Origin of the sequence: Cellulophaga baltica (assembly GCF_018861125.1) — a bacterium.
In the GTDB taxonomy this organism is placed as follows: Bacteria; Bacteroidota; Bacteroidia; order Flavobacteriales; family Flavobacteriaceae; genus Cellulophaga; species Cellulophaga baltica_A.
The window spans coordinates 1-20,084 of sequence record NZ_JAHKQN010000033.1 but is presented as its reverse complement, the minus strand read 5'-3'; the positions used below and the strand labels follow the sequence as shown (position 1 = coordinate 20,084).

18 protein-coding genes are annotated in these 20,084 nt (G+C 30.9%); 9 read left to right on the top strand and 9 right to left on the bottom strand.

Features of this window, described 5'->3' with window-relative positions; translation table 11 throughout:
- Positions 1–15 precede the first annotated feature (15 nt).
- Together KO500_RS15640 and KO500_RS15635 are read left to right on the top strand one after the other, a co-directional pair.
- The gene (locus KO500_RS15640; protein WP_215957500.1) at positions 16–1,608 is read left to right on the top strand and encodes a family 20 glycosylhydrolase; all 1,593 of its coding nucleotides are present in this window, start codon (positions 16–18) and stop codon (positions 1,606–1,608) included.
- 40 nt (positions 1,609–1,648) lie between these two features.
- Complete coding sequence (locus KO500_RS15635) at positions 1,649–2,779, top strand: lactonase family protein (protein ID WP_215957499.1); 1,131 nt, start codon at positions 1,649–1,651, stop codon at positions 2,777–2,779.
- Positions 2,780–2,781: 2 nt separating this feature from the next.
- Here KO500_RS15635 and KO500_RS15630 read toward each other — a convergent pair whose 3' ends face one another.
- The 6 genes from KO500_RS15630 to ruvX all read right to left on the bottom strand — a co-directional run bounded on the left by KO500_RS15630 (position 2,782) and on the right by ruvX (position 6,845).
- Positions 2,782–3,483, bottom strand: coding sequence for a sensor histidine kinase (locus tag KO500_RS15630; protein WP_215957498.1), 702 nt, complete (start codon positions 3,481–3,483; stop codon positions 2,782–2,784).
- A gap of 160 nt (positions 3,484–3,643) precedes the next feature.
- Positions 3,644–4,036, bottom strand: a complete 393-nt coding sequence (locus tag KO500_RS15625; protein WP_215957497.1) for a response regulator — start codon at positions 4,034–4,036, stop codon at positions 3,644–3,646.
- Positions 4,036–5,127 carry a sensor histidine kinase gene (locus KO500_RS15620; RefSeq protein WP_215957496.1) on the bottom strand — a complete coding sequence of 364 codons (1,092 nt, stop codon included), beginning with the start codon at positions 5,125–5,127 and terminating at the stop codon, positions 4,036–4,038. Before KO500_RS15620 ends, KO500_RS15625 begins: the two co-directional genes overlap by 1 nt.
- A 219-nt stretch (positions 5,128–5,346) precedes the next feature.
- Positions 5,347–5,784, bottom strand: coding sequence for a DUF5606 family protein (locus KO500_RS15615; protein ID WP_215957495.1), 438 nt, complete (start codon positions 5,782–5,784; stop codon positions 5,347–5,349).
- 53 nt (positions 5,785–5,837) lie between these two features.
- Positions 5,838–6,428, bottom strand: a complete 591-nt coding sequence (def, locus tag KO500_RS15610) for a peptide deformylase (RefSeq protein WP_215957494.1) — start codon at positions 6,426–6,428, stop codon at positions 5,838–5,840.
- A gap of 6 nt (positions 6,429–6,434) precedes the next feature.
- Positions 6,435–6,845: a Holliday junction resolvase RuvX gene (ruvX, locus tag KO500_RS15605; RefSeq protein ID WP_215957493.1), complete on the bottom strand. Its 411-nt coding sequence runs from the start codon at positions 6,843–6,845 to the stop codon at positions 6,435–6,437.
- Between the two features lie 104 nt (positions 6,846–6,949).
- Between ruvX and KO500_RS15600 the strand changes: the two genes are divergently transcribed.
- Both KO500_RS15600 and KO500_RS15595 read left to right on the top strand, forming a co-directional pair.
- The gene (locus KO500_RS15600) at positions 6,950–7,765 is read left to right on the top strand and encodes a 2,3,4,5-tetrahydropyridine-2,6-dicarboxylate N-succinyltransferase (protein ID WP_215957492.1); all 816 of its coding nucleotides are present in this window, start codon (positions 6,950–6,952) and stop codon (positions 7,763–7,765) included.
- A 328-nt stretch (positions 7,766–8,093) separates the two neighbouring features.
- Complete coding sequence (locus tag KO500_RS15595) at positions 8,094–8,891, top strand: glycosyltransferase family 2 protein (protein WP_215957491.1); 798 nt, start codon at positions 8,094–8,096, stop codon at positions 8,889–8,891.
- On the opposite strand, the gene KO500_RS15590 is transcribed toward KO500_RS15595, so the two are convergent.
- On the bottom strand, positions 8,870–9,688 hold the full coding sequence (locus tag KO500_RS15590) for a glycosyltransferase family 2 protein (protein ID WP_215957490.1): 819 nt from the start codon (positions 9,686–9,688) through the stop codon (positions 8,870–8,872). The genes KO500_RS15595 and KO500_RS15590 overlap by 22 nt on opposite strands.
- 68 nt (positions 9,689–9,756) lie before the next feature.
- Here KO500_RS15590 and KO500_RS15585 point away from each other — a divergent pair, with 68 nt between their 5' ends.
- Both KO500_RS15585 and KO500_RS15580 read left to right on the top strand, forming a co-directional pair.
- A complete protein-coding gene (locus KO500_RS15585; RefSeq protein WP_215957489.1) occupies positions 9,757–10,827 on the top strand; it encodes a glycosyltransferase in 1,071 nt (356 codons plus the stop codon).
- 6 nt (positions 10,828–10,833) lie between these two features.
- On the top strand, positions 10,834–11,652 hold the full coding sequence (locus tag KO500_RS15580) for a zinc-binding alcohol dehydrogenase (RefSeq protein WP_215957488.1): 819 nt from the start codon (positions 10,834–10,836) through the stop codon (positions 11,650–11,652).
- 2 nt (positions 11,653–11,654) lie between these two features.
- Here KO500_RS15580 and KO500_RS15575 read toward each other — a convergent pair whose 3' ends face one another.
- The gene (locus tag KO500_RS15575; protein WP_215957487.1) at positions 11,655–12,425 is read right to left on the bottom strand and encodes a glycosyltransferase family 2 protein; all 771 of its coding nucleotides are present in this window, start codon (positions 12,423–12,425) and stop codon (positions 11,655–11,657) included.
- Between the two features lie 152 nt (positions 12,426–12,577).
- On the opposite strand from KO500_RS15575, the gene KO500_RS15570 reads away from it, so the two are divergent.
- Positions 12,578–13,138, top strand: a complete 561-nt coding sequence (locus KO500_RS15570) for an L-threonylcarbamoyladenylate synthase (protein ID WP_215957486.1) — start codon at positions 12,578–12,580, stop codon at positions 13,136–13,138.
- Between the two features lies 1 nt (position 13,139).
- A complete protein-coding gene (locus tag KO500_RS15565; protein ID WP_215957485.1) occupies positions 13,140–14,561 on the top strand; it encodes a CCA tRNA nucleotidyltransferase in 1,422 nt (473 codons plus the stop codon).
- A 3-nt stretch (positions 14,562–14,564) separates the two neighbouring features.
- Here the strand turns inward: KO500_RS15565 and KO500_RS15560 are convergent, their stop codons facing one another.
- Complete coding sequence (locus tag KO500_RS15560; protein ID WP_215957484.1) at positions 14,565–15,137, bottom strand: TetR family transcriptional regulator; 573 nt, start codon at positions 15,135–15,137, stop codon at positions 14,565–14,567.
- Positions 15,138–15,460: 323 nt separating this feature from the next.
- On the opposite strand from KO500_RS15560, the gene KO500_RS15555 reads away from it, so the two are divergent.
- Positions 15,461–20,084, top strand: a 4,624-nt coding sequence (locus tag KO500_RS15555) for a beta strand repeat-containing protein (RefSeq protein WP_252732572.1), incomplete at its 3' end; no start/stop codon positions are given.

The following is a 20,084-nucleotide window of genomic DNA, read 5'->3' as shown; positions in this document are numbered from 1 at the left end:
TTTACTACCAAAATAATGACTAAAAAACTCGCTTTAAAAATTGCAATAGTACTAATTGCAATAATTTCAATCTCTTGCGGAGAAAAAAAGAAAAAACCAATTCTTCATTTTCCTAAAACCAATTTAGCTGCAGAAAACATAATTCCTAAACCATCAAAAATTATAGCTACAAATAGTGCGTTTGGCTTAGATTCTAACACTGTCATTTATACTTCTCAAACTTCAAAAGAATTTGAGGAAGTAGGAGCTTTTCTTTCTGAAAAAATAAAAGAACATATTAACTTATCAATTCCAGTAAATAACTCAACTAGTGAGAGTGTTGAACGTGTAATCTTTATAAACAAATCAGATAGTATAAGTTTAAAAACTAAAGAATCGTATGAACTATATGTTACTAAAGATTCTATCATTATAAACTCTAAGTCAGCAGAAGGTGCTTTTAGAGCAGTTCAAACCTTACGCCAAATTATACCCAATAAAAGTAATGACACTATCACTGATCATAAAATGTGGTTAGTGCCTACTGGTAAAATAATGGACAGCCCTAATTTTGAATATAGAGGGAGTATGCTTGATGTATCACGTCACTTTTTTAGTGTTGAATCTGTTAAAAAGTATATAGATGTATTAGCTTACTATAAAATAAACATGCTTCATTTGCACTTATCTGATGATCAAGGGTGGCGAATTGAAATAAAATCTTGGCCAAAACTTACTGAAGTTTCTGGCAATACTGAAGTTGGCGGTGGAAAAGGTGGTTTTTATACGCAAGAAGACTACAAAGCTATTGTTGCTTATGCTGCTAAACATTTTATTACCATAATTCCTGAAATTGATATGCCTGGCCATACTAATGCTGCAGTAGTTGCTTACCCTATTTTAAACGGTAATGGAAAAACACCTAAAACATATACAGGTATGCGTGTTGGTTTTAGCACGTTTGATGCTCAAAAAGATACAGTCTATAAATTTATTGATGATGTTATTAGTGAAATTAGTGCTATAACTCCTGGACCTTATTTTCATATTGGGGGCGATGAGAGTTTTGTTACTAAAAAGAAAGATTACATTCTCTTTTTAAATAATGTTGAAAAAATTGTTCAAAAACATGGTAAGCAAATGATTGGATGGGATGAAATATCACAAGCAAATATAGGGGCTACAAGTATTGCTCAACACTGGCGAGATAAAGAACATTCAATTGAAGCAAAAGAAAAGGGGATGAAAATTATTTTATCACCTGCTAAAAAAACATATTTAGATATGAAGTATGACAAATCTTCAACATACGGTTTAAATTGGGCAGGTTTTGTACCTGTTGATGTCGCATATAATTGGTCTCCAGCTTTGTATTTTGATGAATTAGAAAAAGATCATATTCTAGGCCTTGAAGCACCACTTTGGTCTGAAACAATAAGTACAATAGCAGAATTAGAATATTTAGCTTTCCCTAGAGTTATTGGGCATGCAGAATTAGGTTGGTCTATTGATGAAAATAGAAATTGGGATGATTATAAAATTAGACTTGCTAACCAAGCTTCTTATTTAAAAAGAATGAATGTAAATTACTATCCTTCTGAATTAATAGATTGGAATATTTCAAAATAACAATCACCTATTAAACCGTTGCTTAATTTAAAAACACATCATGAAATTACCTATCACTATTCTATTTGTACTTTTATTATTTAATTGTAAAAATCAAAAAAAAACTGATGTGCCACAAGAAACAAAAGCTGAAGAATCTATATTTTATGTAGGAACATATACAAGCAAAGAAAGTAAAGGGATTTACAAATACAGCTTAAATTCTGATGGTAAATTAAAAAACATCGGATTAGTTGCAAAAGCTGACAACCCTTCATATCTAGCGTTGAGTAATGATAATAAATACCTATTAGCTGTTAACGAAGTTAATGAAGATAGTACTGGTTTTGTAAGTGCTTTTAAAATAGAAAAAGATAGCTTAAAATTTTTAAATGAAGTTGACTCTGGTGGTCCACACCCATGCCATATTAACGTTAATAAAAACAATACTGTTTTAGTTTCAAATTATACTGGTGGTAGTTTAAGCTTATTAGAGTTGAACAATAATGGAGTAGTTTCAAATATATTTGATAAAAAACAGCATGTAGGAAAAGGAAGTACAGACCGTCAAGAAGCACCACATGTACATTCAGCTTGGTATGATAAAAATGGTCAAATAGTTTGTTTAGATTTAGGTACTAATGATTTATGGTTTTACAAAATTGATAAAGATAACCATCAACTAAAAGCTACAAATCAAGAAAAGTTAACGATGAACGAAGGTGCTGGTCCTAGGCATTTAGCTTTTCACCCAACTAAAGATTTGGCTTATGTTTTTAATGAGCTTAATAACACGATTACTGTTATATTAAAATCTGAAAATGGTATATATACTAAAGGAAAATCTTTTTCTACTTTACCTGATGATTTTAATGATTTTTCAACTGGAGCTGATATTCACGTTACTGCAGATGGTAAGTTTTTATACGCATCAAACAGAGGGCACAATAGTATTGCTATTTTTAAAATAGATGAAAGTGGCAAAGAATTAGCAGTAGTTGGTTTTGAACCTACAAGAGGTGATCACCCTAGAAATTTTTCAGTATCACCAGATGAAAATTATTTATTAGTTGCCAACCAAGAGACTGATACTATTATATCTTTTAAGAGAGATACAGTAACAGGGGTATTAAGTTTTGTAGATGAGATTAAGGCTTTTACACCTACTTGTATTTTATTTACTGAAGAATAATTTTATAAACGAATTTTAAATTCAGTGCCTTTATCAACTTCACTTTTTACAGTTATTGAACCACCGTTTTGGGTGATGATTGAATGTACTAAATGCAAGCCAACTCCTAACCCATCAACATGATCATGCATCCGTTTGAAAAGACCGAATACACTATTTGAATTTTCAGTTATTTTAAAACCTAAACCATTATCTTTAATTTTTATGACAGGATTACCGTTCTCGCTTTTTGCTAAAATATTAATTTCAGGTATTCTATTAGGATGTCTATATTTTAAAGCGTTAGACATTAAATTGCAAAAGATAGTTGCATATTGTATAGGATCATAAACTACTGAAGGCAATGCTGTGTAATCTGCGGTTATTAATGCTTTTGATTCATCTATTTCTCTTGCATACTCGTTCCTGATAGTTTCAATAATATCAGCAAAAAATATTTGTTCTGTATTTTTTTTTGCATAAGACTTTAAGCTTACAACTTGCTGTATAGATCTTAATTTAGAAGACATTAAAGCTAATTGATTTGAGCATTTATTAAAAAGTGGTTTACCTTCCTTAGAAACAGATTCTTGTTTTTCTAAGATTTTGAAGAGTGTTTCAATATTAACCACTGGAGCTCTTAAATCATGAGTAATGATTAAAAGCAAGTCTTCCAAGTACTTGTTTTTCTCTGTTAATTCCTTAACTATTGTATTATTTTCCATTTTACGTATACTTGTGCACTGGGAAAAATGTAACTTACTGATTATACACAATTTAAATCAAAAATAATTTAAAACATTAAATCTCTCGTGTAAAAGTATATCGACGAACAACTACCCATAATAGACAAACAACAATTTAAAGACTATAACAATTGCAATTTTAAGACTGAGTTATTTTTTCTAGAAGCTCTCGAATTTTATCAACACTTAATGGTTTTTCTAAATAATCGATTACAGTTGTGAAATTTGTAACTTTATCTTTATCAGAAGATCTACTCGATGATGTTAGAATTACTATTGGAACATTTTCACATAAACCTTGTTTGTTTTTTAGCTCTAAAAATTCAAATCCACCCATTACTGGCATATTTAAATCTAATAAAATTAGGTCTGGACAATTGGTAGTTAAATAATCTAATGCTAATTTACCGTTTAATACAGCTTGAACGTTTTTAAACCCTAAATCATTTAACCTACTAGTGGTTATAAAGTTTGTTATCTCATCATCTTCTACCAAAAGAATTTTGAAAAGTTTTTTAGGTTGATTAGTCATTAGAAAGTTATTTTAAATTCGGTCCCTTTATTTAATTCACTTTTTACTTCTATATTGCCACCATTATTTACTACTACTGAATGAATAATATGCAAACCTACACCTAACCCATCTACGTGATCGTGCATACGTTTAAACAAACCAAAAATTTTGTCTTTATCAACAGTATCATCAAACCCAATACCGTTATCTTTCACGATTAAATTTATTTTATTATTCTCAATTTTGGTTTTTATATTGATAACTGGTTTACGCTTAGGGTGTTTGTATTTAATAGCGTTAGAAATTAAATTATGAATAATACTTTCTAATTGAAGATTATTGTATTTTATTATTGGAGCACAAGAAAAATCTTCTTTAATAATTGTTCTATTCTCTATAATTTTTTCAGAATTGTTAGTCTTAAACTTATTTAAAACTTCAATAAATTTAATTTCTTCTTCTTTTGAATTTACGTTAGATTTAATTGACATAACATTATTCAATGCTTTTATCTTTTCACACATTAACTTACCAACGGTTACAGCTTTTTCAAAAATAGGAGCGCCTTCTTCTGTGATGCCATTTGTTTCCATAAGCATTTTAAACAAACTTCCCATGTTTGTTAATGGTGCTCGCAAATCGTGAGACATTACATATGAAAACTCTTCAAGCTCTTCATTTTTTCGCTTTAATTTATTATTCGTAGCCTCTAAATTTACTTTCGTTTTCTTTAATTGATCAATTGTATTTGCTAAACCGGTAACATTTAGTGTGGTTATACCTAAGCAATTACCAATTTTGAATGCTTTTATTATAAAATTTAAAGTTCCTTCACTTGTCTCTAATAAAACATCATCAAAACCTATAGGCTCCCCTGTTTTTAAAACGCTTTTATACATCTCAAGCCTTCCATTGTCTTTGATTTTTGGAAAAAATGTCAATATATTTTTTCCCAAAAAATCACTTTTTTCAATATTCAGAGTTGTTTCTACAGCCCTATTCATATCAATGAAATCTAAATTTTCATTTAATATTACAAACGGCGAATAAGCCATATCAAAAAAAGCTCCTCTTAATTCGTTGTTGAATTCAAGATGTTTATATTCCATAGCTGTTTTCTATTTTTATGTAAGACAATGGTTCTAATTATTTACCAAAATTCACCTATTTATAAAAAACAAAATACCCAAACTCCATCATGGTAAATCTATTGTAGACGAGAAACATAAAAGTATCGATGAGCCAAAATATTTTAATGCATGTTACAAAAAAAGGCAAAAGATATACAACTATATCTTTTGCCTTTTTTAAAATAGTATATTTTCTACTTATTCTCCTTCTTCGGTAGAAGCTTCTTTTTCAGTTGCTTCTTCAGCTGGTGCAAAATCTGTAATACCTTGTTCATGTAGCATATTATACCACTGAATTACTTTTTTAATATCACTTGCATAAACTCTGTCTTCATCATAATTAGGTAGTACTTCAAAAAAGTATTCTTCTAATTTTAGCTTGTCATCTTTATGACTAATTGCTGTTTTTTTTCCTTCTTCTTTTTCTTGAATTTTCAAAAACACTTCTCTTAAAGGAACTTCTTCCTCTAATGTATATATAGCAATTTCAGAAAGTACACTTACATTATTTTTAAAACTAACAGTAATTTTTTTACCATCTAATAACGACTCTGCTACAAAACCTGCTCTTGTTTGTGTTAATAATTTAAACAATCCCGGTTTTCCTCCTATGGATAAAATTTTATCTAAACTCATGTATTATTTTAATTTCTGGGCAAATATTAAACTTTTGTAATAAAAAAACTAGATTACCTACCTTTTTTAGCATCAGGAAACTTCATACGGTAGTCCGCACTTACTTTTCCTTTTGATATATTACCTAATTTCCCTTTGATTATTCTCTTTTTTAAACTTGACAACTTATCAGTAAACAAAACACCTTCGATATGATCATATTCATGCTGAATTACACGTGCCAATAAACCTCCAAAAGTATCTTTATGTTCTTTAAAGTTTTCATCTAAATATGAAATAACAATTGTTTCTTTTCTGCTTACATCTTCTCTTACTTCAGGAATACTTAAACACCCCTCATTAAAAGTCCACTCATCACCAGTTTCTTCTTCAATTTTTGCATTGATAAAAACTTTTTTAAAGCCATTTAAAGCTTCTTTTTCTTCAGCAGATAAGTCATCATCATCTGCAAAAGGACTTGCATCAATTACAAACATTCTAATTGGTAAGCCAATTTGCGGTGCAGCTAAACCAACACCACTAGCGTTATACATGGTATCCCACATATTATCAATTAATTTTTCTAGATTTGGATACTCTGCTGTAATATCTTTACCTACTTTTCTTAAAACGGGATCACCGTAAGCTATAACTGGTAATATCATATACTTTTAAATTCTATTTAAATATGCTTGTAATATTATTGTAGCACTAATTTCATCAACCAGTGCTTTATCTCTTCTTTGTTTCTTTTTCAATCCACTATCAATCATTGTCTGAAAAGCCATTTTTGAAGTAAATCGTTCATCTTGACGCTCAATAGATATTCGTGGGAATGCCTCTGCTAATTTTTTTAAAAAAGGAGCTATTAAAGCTTCTGACTCAGAAGCTTCATTATTCATTTGCTTTGGTTCTCCAACGACTATTATCTCAACGTTTTCTTTTAAAATATATTCTTTTAAAAAAACTAATAATTCTTTTGTAGCAACAGTTGTTAATCCTGAAGCTATTAATTTTAACTCATCAGTAACAGCTACTCCCGTTCTTACTTTACCAAAATCAAGAGCAATAACCCTTCCCATTCATTTAATTTTTGGCAAAAATAAAGGATAAATTGTTATAACTATAAATGTAGGTTCAATAATTAACCACTTCGGCTTATATTTGCTGAAAATTTGATGAAAAGATGAGTGAATTACAACAACAAATAGAAAAAGCTTGGGACAACCGAGATTTGTTAAAAGAAAAAGATACACAAGATGCTATACGTTCTGTAATATCTTTATTAGATGATGGGGAGTTAAGATGTGCTGAACCTACTGCTGATGGGTGGCAAATAAACGAATGGGTTAAAAAAGCAGTTGTTTTATATTTCCCTATTCAAAAAATGGAAACTCTAGAGGCTGGTATTTTTGAGTACCACGATAAAATGCCTTTAAAAAAAGGTTATAAAGAAAAAGGTATTCGTGTAGTTCCTGGTGCTACGGCTAGACATGGTGCATTTATATCTCCAGGTACAATTTTAATGCCTAGTTATGTAAATATTGGTGCTTATGTTGACGAAGGAACAATGGTTGATACTTGGGCTACAGTTGGTAGTTGTGCTCAAATTGGTAAAAACGTTCACCTAAGTGGTGGTGTTGGTATTGGTGGTGTTTTGGAGCCTTTACAAGCTGCTCCTGTAATTATTGAAGACGGAGCTTTTTTAGGTTCTCGTTGTATTGTAGTTGAAGGCGTTAAAGTTGGTAAAGAAGCTGTTTTAGGCGCTAATGTTGTTTTAACGATGAGTACTAAAATTATTGATGTAACTGGAGATGAACCAGTAGAAACTAAAGGTGCTGTACCGGCTCGTTCAGTTGTTATACCTGGTAGTTATACTAAAAAATTCCCAGCTGGAGAATTTCAAGTACCTTGTGCTTTAATTATTGGTAAGCGTAAAGAAAGTACTAACAAAAAAACTTCATTAAACGATGCATTACGTGAGTATGATGTAGCGGTTTAATTTGTTATAATCTTATTGAAAAGCATCTTATTTTTAGGTTTAAAATAAGATGCTTTTTTTATTCAATAATTACAGATTAACATAAATAATTCAGAATTGATAATTTTGTAAGCTAATTAATTACAGTATTCAAATTAATAAATTAAAATCTAGTTTTTCTAATAGATACTACCATAAATAAACTAAAAAATCATAATTTTGTTTTGTAAGAATAGTATGTCAATCATATACTATTTGAAAAATAATTACGTTTATTAAAAAACATAGGTATTTTACGCAACCATATTAAAATTCCTGAATCTTAAAAGTAAGTAGCCTTTTAAAATTTATGCCAAAACCAAAAGAAAAAATATCAGCCTTGATTATAACTTATAATGAAATAGGCTATATTAAAAATTGTATTGATTCTATACTATTTGCTGATGAAATAATAGTAGTTGACTCATACAGTACGGATGGCACATATGAATATTTAGCAAACCACCCAAAGGTTAAAGTTATACAAAGGCCTTTTACTAATTTCACTTCGCAAAAATCATTTACGTTAGAACAAGCTACTAATGATTGGATACTTTTTTTAGATGCTGATGAAGTAATTCCGAAAAAATTAGAAGAAGAAATTACAAAAACTGTTAATTCAAATACTGAAAAAGTAGCTTTTTGGTTTTACAGAAAGTTTATGTTTGAAAACAATCCACTAAACTATAGTGGTTGGCAAACAGATAAAAATTATCGTTTATTCAGAAAAAGTAAAGCTAAATTTTCTGATAAAAAAATAGTGCATGAAACTCTAGAGGTTAACGGCACTTCTGGTATTTTAAAAGAAAAACTTATACACTTCTGTTATAAAAATTATGAGGATTACAAGCAAAAAATGCTTAAATACGGTCGTTTAAAAGCTAAAGAAGCGTTTTATAAAGAAAAGAAATTTTCTTATATCTTATTTGTATTAAAACCTTTTTGGAAATTTTTCAACCACTATATACTTCGCCTAGGAATATTAGATGGTAAAAAAGGTTTAACTATTTGTTACTTAAATGCGTTAGGTGTTCTTGAGTATTGTAAAGAATTAAAAAAGCTAGAAAGCAAAAATAAACTAACCCATTATTTAGTAATGCCATTATAGGTCCATACTAATTTCTCATCTCTTGTTTGTTTACGAATTGCTTTATTTTTCGCAATTGATTCTGGTGTTTTATACCCACGCTTATGATCTAAATGCACACATACTGCACTGTATCTTAATTGTTTAGATTTTATCCCGAAATTAAACAAACGTTCACCAAGCTCTCTATCTTGACCTCCGTATTGCATACGTTCATCGAATCCATTCACATTTAAAATATCCTTTTTCCAACCCGATGAGTTATGTCCATTCCAACTAGCATTTGTTGGTGTTATCAAATTTAAAATTTTAGATATAATACCTTTAGAAGTAAGTTTATTGTTTTTAAATGTTTTTGGAATTCCCATTTCTCGCAACCACTGAATATTAAAGCAATTTTGTTTTTTAATATCCTCAAAAGTAATTGCTTTAGATATATTCATAGGTAACATATAGTAACCTCCAGATATAAAATATCCTTGAGATTTATTTAAATAATGGACTTGCACAAAATCTTCACGAGGAATACAATCACCATCTGTCATTATAATATAATCAGCATTACAAGCCGAAACAGCCTTATTCAAAATTCGTGATTTTTGAAAACCATCATCTTCTTGCCAAACATGTACAATTGGAAAAGTAACTTCCTCTGACATTTGAGCTAATAATTCCTTAGTTTTGGGGCCAGAACCATCATCAGCAACTACAACTTCAAAATTCTTGAAATTTTGAAAATTAAAGCCCCAAAGAACTTTACGAAGCCATTCCTCTGAATTATATGTGCTTACTATTACTGAAACTTTAATGTTTTCCATAAATTACCAAAACTAGTTTGCAAAAATATAAAAGTTAATCGTTTATCTTTACATTAATAAACAAGAGTATGGATAAAGTAGTTTTTTTTTGTCCCTCAAAGACATGGGGAGGCGTAGAAAAAAATGTATTACTAAGAGCTAAATTTTTAGCAGACAAAGGTTATAAAGTGCATATCGTTCTTTTAAAAAATCATTTTACTACAAAATTTGAAAGCTTAAAAAATGTTGAAATAATTCAAATTAATAGTCGAGGAAACGATTTAAACATTTTCACACTTTTCAACTATATTAAACTATTAAAGACAATTAAACCCAAAGCTGTTTTTGTAGCTTTAAAAAAAGATTGGTGGTTGGTTAGTTTAGCTGCTCACTTTTCAAAAGTCTCTAATACCATTTTATACCTCGGGATTAAAAGAAAAATTAAAACAAGTATAAAATACAAATTAGTTTTTAATACTTTAAAAGCAAAAGTGCTTGTAAATAGCGACTCATTAAAAAAACACCTTTTAGAAACTACCTCTTATTTTAATAACAGTAATTTATTTAGAATTTATAATGGTTTTCAAATACCTGAGAATACTATTGAAAAACTGAATCTTGTTGAAAATAAATCTGAAAATATATTTTTTGTAGGGTGCGCAGGAAGATTTAGCTATCAAAAAGGATTTGACCTCTTACCTGAAATTATTAAAAATGTACCCAAAAACATACATTTTATTCATATTGGCCAAGGCCCTTTAGAAGAAGAGATTAAAACTAAAATTAAAGATGCAGGACTATCACATAGAATACATTTTTTAGGGTATTTAGCCGATTCTAGTATTTTTTTTAATAGTATTGACTTGTTTTTATTGCCTTCAAGATTTGAAGGTATGGCAAATGTTCTTAATGAAGCACTAAGTCACGGAAAACCTGTAATATCAACAAAAGTTGACGGTAGTTGCGAACTACTTGACTATGGCAAATATGGTATTTTAACAGATATTGAAGATACCTATACAATGGCTGATGCTATTACAAAAATACAATCAGGTGAAATTAAGTTTGATTCAAAAAAACAAAAAGAAAGAATTTCATCAACATTTTCAATGGAAAAAATGATTAGTGAAACAGAAAAATTATTATTCGCTACTATATAATATTTTATGAAAGTAAAACAAATACCTAAATCTATATACCAATCATTAAAATTATCTTTATTAAGCAATACAAAGTGCAATGATAATAGTAACACACTACCTGTTATTGTTTCGCTTACAACAATACCTACAAGGCTATCAATTGTCCACTTAAGTGTAAAAAGTATTTTAGCTCAAAAACATAAACCTAAAAAAATTGTTTTATGGCTCCATGAGAGCAATAAAGGGGCTGTACCTCAAAAATTAAAAGACCTTGAAGGTAATTTATTTGAAATTTGTTTTACTCCTTTAGATTCGCCTCATGTAAAGCTTGTTCCTTCCTTACTTAAATTTCCATCGGAAATTATTGTCACTTGTGATGATGATTTATTGTATCAAAAAAACTGGTTGTATTTATTGTATCAAGAACATCTAAAAAACCCAAATAAAATAATCACCAACCAAAGTAGAATAATTTCTTATGATGATAATGGTGTTTTATTACCTTACAAAAAATGGCCAACATCATATGATCACATTATAAAAACTACGGCTTTATTACCTATTGGTTCTGCAGGCACATTATACCCTGTAAATTCTTTATCTACTACTGTTACTGATATTGAATTAATGAATAAATTAACACCCAAGGCAGATGATTTATGGTTTAAAGCTATGAGTTTATTAGCAAAAACTGATTCTATTTTAGCTGAGAAAAGAGCAAAAGGTGCAATACCTATAATGGGCTCTCAAAAGCAATCACTAAAGAAAACAAACATAGGACAAGATAAAAATAGAGCGCAATGGTTGAACGTTATAAAGTATTTTAATTTAAAGACCAATTAAGTTTAAAAAAGCAATTTCTTTTTTACTTCTTTGTAATGCTCATTCGTTTTTATTCTTTTTAATCCGGAATAATACGCTGTTATTAATGACCAGTAAAAGCCTTCTTTACCATTTAAAAAATTAAGCTCAAAAAAGTATTTTTTCACAAACTCAAAGTTTACTTTTATAAAAATTTGAAACATGGAGAATTTTACATTTTTCAAATAATTATTCTCAGCACAAACTACTGCATATTTGGTGAGTTTTGCTAAATATGACTCTAAAGATCGAGCAGTAAAATGTAAAAAATCGCCATTAAGTTTTGCGGTTTCTCCATTAATAATTACGTCTTCATTGACCATTTTACCGTTATATTTAGCATGGCTTTTTTTAAATAATCGTAATAAATACTGCTTACTTTCTGGCCCGTAATTAAATACTTTTCCTAAAAAAACGAGTTTACGTTTTAGGTAATAACCATTTATTGATGAGTCTTTTTTTATAACTTCTTTAATTTCTTCAATACTTCTTTTTGATAATATTTCGTCTGCATCTAAATTCAAAACCCATTCGTTAGTGGTATTATCAATAGCAAATTGTTTTTGCTCACTAAAACCAATAAGATCTTTATGTAAAAACTTAACTCCGTATTTTTTACATATTTTTTCAGTAGCATCAGTACTTCCGGAATCTACAACTACAATTTCATCAACCCACAAAAGTTGCTTTAAGCATATATCTAAAATACGCTCTTCATTAAAAGTGGTTATAAAAACGGATAATTTCTCCTTCATAAAATCAAATCTATACTGCTAACTTTTATTTAATAGTAAGTTTACACTATGTGTAACTAAAAGATTGTCCTTTTTATTGTAATTGTATTGAAAACATTAAGTATGGGACTATTTTACGAAATGTCTTATTTTTGCATGTTTAAATTTTGAAAATGCAAGACGAGATAAATAAGTGTATTGAAGTTTTATCAAATGGAGGTCTAATTTTATACCCAACTGATACTGTTTGGGGCATTGGTTGTGATGCTACAAATGAAAAAGCTGTAGCCAAAATTTATGAGCTTAAAAAAAGAGTAAATACCAAGACAATGATTTGTCTTGTAGCAAATGATTTTATGCTTGAAAAGCATATAAAAGTTGTACCTGAAGTTGCATATGATATTATTGATATTGCCGAAAAACCAACGACTATGGTTTATGACAACCCTGTTGGTATTGCTAAAAACCTTATCGCATCTGATAATACAATAGCAATTAGAGTTGCTTCTGATAAGTTTTGCCAATATTTAATAAATAAATTTAAAAAACCGATAGTCTCAACATCTGCAAATATTGCAGGTAAACCCACACCACAAACTTTTAAAGAAATTAGTGGTGCAATTTTAAAAGGTGTAGACTATGTAGTAAATTTGCAAAGAGACGAACATTCAGGCAAACCATCATCCATCATTAAGCTCGGAAATGATGGAACCGTAAAAATTATCCGAGAATAGCATGACGCATTTAAATCACGAAAAAGCACTATCAAACCCTATTTTTTCAATTATATCAGAAGCATCACATGAGTTGGGTGTCGACTGTTATGTTATTGGTGGTTTTGTACGTGACTATTTATTAAAACGTGGCACAGCAAAAGATATTGATATTGTTGCCATTGGTAGCGGTATTGACTTGGCTAAAAAAGTTGCTAGCAAATTAAACGGTAAACCTGAAGTCTCTGTATTTAAAAACTTTGGTACCGCTATGGTAAAACATAATGATATTGAGTTAGAGTTTGTGGGTGCTCGTAAAGAAAGTTACCATAGCGATAGCCGTAAACCTGTTGTAGAAAACGGTACTCTTGAAGACGATCAGAAAAGAAGAGATTTTACCATAAATGCACTTGCCATATCATTAAACAAATCAAATTACGGAGAATTATTAGACCCTTTTAATGGAATAAAAGATTTAGATTCGAAAATAATTAGAACGCCTTTAGAGCCTGGTATTACGTATTCTGATGATCCTTTACGAATGATGCGTGCTATAAGGTTTGCTACGCAATTAGATTTTAAAATATTTGATGCATCATTAAATGCAATTAAAGAACATAAAAATCGTATTAAAATAATATCAAAAGAGCGTATCGTTGACGAGCTACATAAAATATTGGCCAGCAGAGTACCTTCTTTAGGATTTTCATTATTACACAAAACAGATTTATTAAATTATATTCTACCTGAACTTACGGCATTGCAAGGCATTGAAGAAATTGAAGGGCAAAGACATAAAGATAACTTTTGGCATACACTTGAAGTAGTAGATAACATATCAAAAAACACCGATGATGTTTGGTTACGCTGGGCTGCGCTTTTACATGATATAGGTAAAGCACCAACCAAAAGGTTTGATAAAAAAATTGGGTGGACATTTCATGGTCATGAATTTATAGGTTCAAAAATGGTGTACAAACTTTTTAAGAGGTTGCGAATGCCACTAAATGATAAAATGAAATTTGTTCGCAAAATGGTACTTTTAAGCTCTAGACCAATTGTACTTGCTGAAGATTACGCTACTGATTCTGCAGTAAGAAGGTTGATTTTTGATGCTGGTGATCACATCGAACAATTAATGACACTTTGTGAAGCTGATATCACAACCAAAAATGCTAAAAAACAAAAACGATATAAGAACAATTTTAAAATTGTTCGCAAAAAAATAATTGAAGTTGAAGAGCGTGACCATGTACGTAACTTTCAGCCACCCATTACAGGTGAAGAAATTATGAAAACCTTCAATTTAAAGCCATCAAAAGAAATTGGTATTTTAAAAGAAGCTATTAAAGAAGCGATACTAGAAGGTGAAATACCTAATGAATATGACGCTGCTCATGCATATATGATAACAAAAGCAAAAAAAATAGGATTAGTAAACTAAACCTTACTTTCCTATTCCTTTAAAAATAAAGTCAGTCATTTGCTTCTCAATTTCTATTGGGTTTATAGTGACATTTTCTTTTGTTACTAATGAAAATAACCAACGCATTGAAGACATTACCATAAAGGTTGCAAATTCATCATCCATTTCTCTAAGGTCACCATCTTTAATACCTGCTTTAATAATGGTATTAACGGTATCAATATAACCTTGTCTTTTATCTTTAAATTCAGTTAATTTAGGTTCTTTTAAATTTCTCCATTCATAAATAAAAAGCGCTACTATATAAGGGTGTGCAATAGTATACTGCACATGTTTTGATATTACAAATTTTAATTTCTCTACAGGTGTGTATGAAGAATCTACAATATTATTTAAATAGCCACAAAATTCATCCATTGTATTAAAAAGGTAGCCCTCTAAAAAAGATTCTTTTGAATCTATATAATTATACACATTAGCTACTTCAAAATCTAATTTATGAGCTATATCACGTAATGTAGTTGCCTTAAATCCTTTTTGCACAACCAACTTTAATGTTTCTTCAAAAAACAACTCTTTTCGATTCTTCTTCATTTTATTTAACAAGTAAAAAACTAAATTTTATATAGTATTATCAAATATATAAACAGATGCTAATCAGATACCAAATATTAACATCTTTTATTAATAAATACTGCAAAAATTTACTCATTAAGTATTCTTTAACATTAAATAGTTTTTAGTTTTTTATTTGTAAGAAATTACATATTTTTATAATATGTAATATTCCTACACACACTATTAAGGAATATGCCTACAAAAAATAAGGATTCACAACAATTATATATCCATAAACCACTGTTCATTTATTATTGATCAATATTTCATACGCAACCAACTCACAAATTTGAATTTCAATGAAAAAACTTAAGCTTTTCAACTTTTCAAAAACTTTAAAAATTTGTTCTATATTTTTTATCCTTTTCTTTTTACAACAACATGTAAATGCTCAAGATACTGATGGTGACGGCATTGACAATTCTGTTGATTTAGATGATGATAATGATGGTATTCTAGATACTGATGAAGGGTATTCTGAAACAGTAACAAACTATCTAGCAAATCCAAGTTTTGAAAATAATGATCCTACGATAGGGAACTCTCGAGGTGGCTCTTTTTTAGGGCCAGGAACAGGAAATGTAGGTATTGCTGTAGATGATTGGGATCTCGTTTGGGGTACCGGAGATTTATATGATAACGCAACAAGAAGTGATTTTGCAGCATCAGATGGTAGTTATTATGTTGGTTTTCACTCCGGTGATGGAAACAATGATTCATCCTACGATGAAGACAGTGCAGATACCAGAGAAGTGTTAATACATAATTTAGAAACCCCTTTACAAGCAGGTGTTCAATATACCCTTTCTTTCGATTTAGCTGCTTATGATTTTGACAACAACCTTAATAATACACCTCCAGTTGAGATTGAATTTTATACTTTAAACGATGATATAGCTATTGAAGGAGATGATGATGGAGATGGTGTACCTAATTATTCTGATATAGACTATATTGATCTTAATGATCTATATCAAGATGGAAATATAGAAGGCGATTTAGCTACAGGAAACCCTGGTATTACTTATCAAGCTAAAATGGGGTCTGCTGGTCTTTATGATGTTGTTGGTTGGAGTTCTGCAACTTTTACTTTTACACCATCTTCTAACATAGACAGAATTTTATTAACACCTACTTCAGGATCTCATGAAGGGGTTTTTGTCGATAACTTTACTTTAGTAGCTACTGGAGCTACTTTTACTTCAATTGATACTGATGGTGACGGAACTGCTGATCATTTAGATATTGATAGTGATAATGATGGTTGTAACGATGCAGATGAAGCATATGGTATTTCTGGTACTGATAGTAATAGTGACGGAACTTACGGTGCTGTGATTACTAGCTCAGATGTAGATACTAATGGTTTAGTGACTGCTGCAGGTGTAACAGGATCTTCTTACAATACTTCACCACAAACTACAACTTCCCCTTCAGGAAATAAATTTCAAATTGCCACAGTCACTAGTGTTGATGCTACTGCATTACAAGATAAATCTGTTGTAGAAGGTAATGGTACAACATTTACAATAACTAGTTCATCTGCAACAAGTACTGTAACATATACCACACCCGGTACTCCTGATTATACATCTGGTCAAACTGATGTAAGTAGTAGCTTACAATATCAATGGCAAGAAAATGGTTCAAATATAAGTGACGGAGGCGTTTATAGCGGTACAAACACAAATACACTCTCAATAAGTGAAGTTTCTGGTCTTGATGGTAACGTATACAATTTAGTAATAACACACCCTGATAATGTATGTATAGAAAATACAAATAGTGCTACACTAAATATTGATCCAGACAATGATAATGATGGCATTGGAGATACTACTGATTTAGACGATGACAATGATGGTATTTTAGATACTGATGAAAATTTATCATGTCTAACTGAAAATGGTTTTGCAGTGAAACATTGGTCTTTATTTTCATATAGTGAAACAGCTGAAGATCCATGGGTTACAGCGGCAGGAGGTTCATTAGGTCCTGATTGGAGAGTTGAAATAACAGAACCTTATGGAGGATTTAACAATATTGTATTACAGCCTAACTATGCTCCTGATGATGATTTTACAGTAACAAACTTAACAACACAAGTGAGTTCTAGTGATGGAGGAACTGTTTTAAGTTTTGATGAAGGACTTAAAGTTGATGATGAGTCTTCTGATCCAAATTATGGATCTACAAATACAGCATATCCAACAGGAAATTACATAATAACAGAAGCATTAATTAAAGTACCAGCTACAACTGGTCCAAGTTCTTTACCACAATTAAGAGTTATTGGTAGTAGATACACTTTACAACAATTATATGTTGCACATGACGGAGCTAATAATCCAACATTAAATGCTTCAGATTATAGATTCATTGGTCAAGAAGTAGGAAATGGAGCTACTACACCTGTTTTTGTTCCTGCATCTACAAGCAACTACATTAAAGTTTTATTAACCAATCAAGATGGTCGTGCGCTCTCTGGAACAATATTACAGTGGAGTCTTGATGGAGGAAGTACATGGAGTAACGTACCATTCACAAATTCTTATCCTCCTAATGTAGTTTGTGATACAGATGAAGATGGTACACCAGATTATTTAGATTTAGATTCAGATAATGATGGATGTAATGATGTTTTAGAATCTGGTGGTACAGATAATGATGTAGATGGTATTTTAGACGGAGACGGCTTTAATTCTGATGGACAGGTAACCACAGGCGGAAGTATAACTGATGGTTATGATGGTGCAACTGGAAATGAAACTGTGGCTACAGAAACAAATATAGATGCTACAGCATTAACTGATCAATTAATAATTACTGGTGGTAGTACAACTTTTGAAATAACAAGTGCAACTGCTACAAGTACAGAAACTTTTACAGGTACAGCACCAAATACGACACCTGATTACACAACCGGAGAAACTGATGCTTCCTCAGGTTTAATATATCAATGGCAAGAAAATGGTGTAAACCTTACAGATATTGGAGTATATTCAAATACTTCTGGTTCAGGTGCTACACCTCCTACTCTAACAATTAGTGATGTAACAGGACTAGATGGCAATGAGTATTCCCTAGTAGTAACTCATACTGACAATATCTGTATAGAAAATACAAATAGTGCTACATTATATGTAGATGCTGACAATGATAGTGATGGCATTGGAGACACCACTGATTTAGACGACGACAATGATGGTATTTTAGACTCAAATGAATGTTTAGGTTTTGTTGAAATTACACCTGCAGATTTTGGGTTAACAAATAATACAGCAGGAAATAATGTCACAAATCAAGATCTTAGCGCTAATTTCGGTTACCCTGCAGGAAGTGTTGTAATTACGTTAACCAACACGAACGTTCATTCTGGAGGAAGATGGTATACAACTAGTTCTGCAGTACCTAAATTTGAATCAACAGGAAGTATAGATGTAACTGTTCGTGTAGTTCACGGTGGTACTATATCTGGTACTGGTACCGATAAATATGACGGCGTTAGATCTATTGATGGTACTCAGTATAATCAAAAAACAACCCTAGATGCTACTAAATTTGTTGAAGACAATAGTATAGCTAATGAATTTAGAGTAGCTCGAATTACAAATAGCATCGAAAATAACAACTCAGCTGGAGGAGATTTTATTTGGGATTCTATTGGTAGTGCAACTGAGTTTGAAGTTCTTAGTAACGGTAATGGGCAATCACAATTTGATATATTTTTGGAAGCTGAATGTAATATTGATACAGATGGAGACGGTATAACCAATGATTTAGATGACGATTCTGATAACGACGGTTGTAATGATGCTATTGAGGCAGGTCATATAGATGATGATAATGACGGAGAAGTTGATGGTACAGGTTACGATTCTGATGGTCAAGTAACAGGTGCAGACACAGCATATACAGACACTACAACAAGCGTAACAACTGCTTCGAAAACTAGTATTGATACAGCTCCATCAGATCAAGAAGAAACTGTAGGTAGTGATGCAACTTTTTCTGTAACTGCTTCTGCTTTAGATGCTTCATCTTATACTTCTGGCACTCCAACTTATGATGTTAATGCTGATGCAGGTTTAAGTTACCAATGGCAGGTAAGTACTGATTCTGGAACTAGTTTTTCTGATATTTCTGGTGAAACCAACAGTACATTAACTGTTTCAAGCGTAACATTAGCTATGGATGGTAATATCTACAAAGTATTAGTTTCTCACGATAACAATGCTTGTCCTGAAGAAGCTCAAGCCGAACTATCTGTTATAAACAATGTAGATGCTATAAGTGATAGCGCAACAATTACTGCTGTACAAGGATTTACAGGAGTAACCGATGTCTTAAATGTTTTTGATAACGACGAATTTAATGGTGCTAGTCTCAATCCTACAGATGTCACTATAACGCCTGTAGATAATGGAACCTTAGCCGTTAATAATGATGGCTCAGTTGATGTTGCTAGTGGCACAGCCTCTGGCACTTACACAGTAGATTATCAAATATGTGACGCTTTAGACGCAACCAATTGCGATATTGCTTCTGTTACTATAATTGTTGGAGCTAACAGTACTCCTTCTGCTCAAGATGATGTTATTACAATCACACAAAACACAACTAATAATAGTATTGATGTTTTAGCTGATAATGGGAATGGTGCAGATACTTTTGGTGGAGATGGCTCAAATTCAGGAGAAATAACATTACCAAGTACAACTACTACAAATGGAGGTACGGTATCTGTAGATAATAATGCTACACCAAATGACCCTTCAGATGATATAGTATTATATACTCCTGCAACTAACTATGCTGGAGCTGACTCGTTCACTTATACAATTACTGATGCTAATAATGATACTGCTACAGCTACTGTAAATATAACTGTTGAAGCATTGGTTCCTACTATTGATATTACAA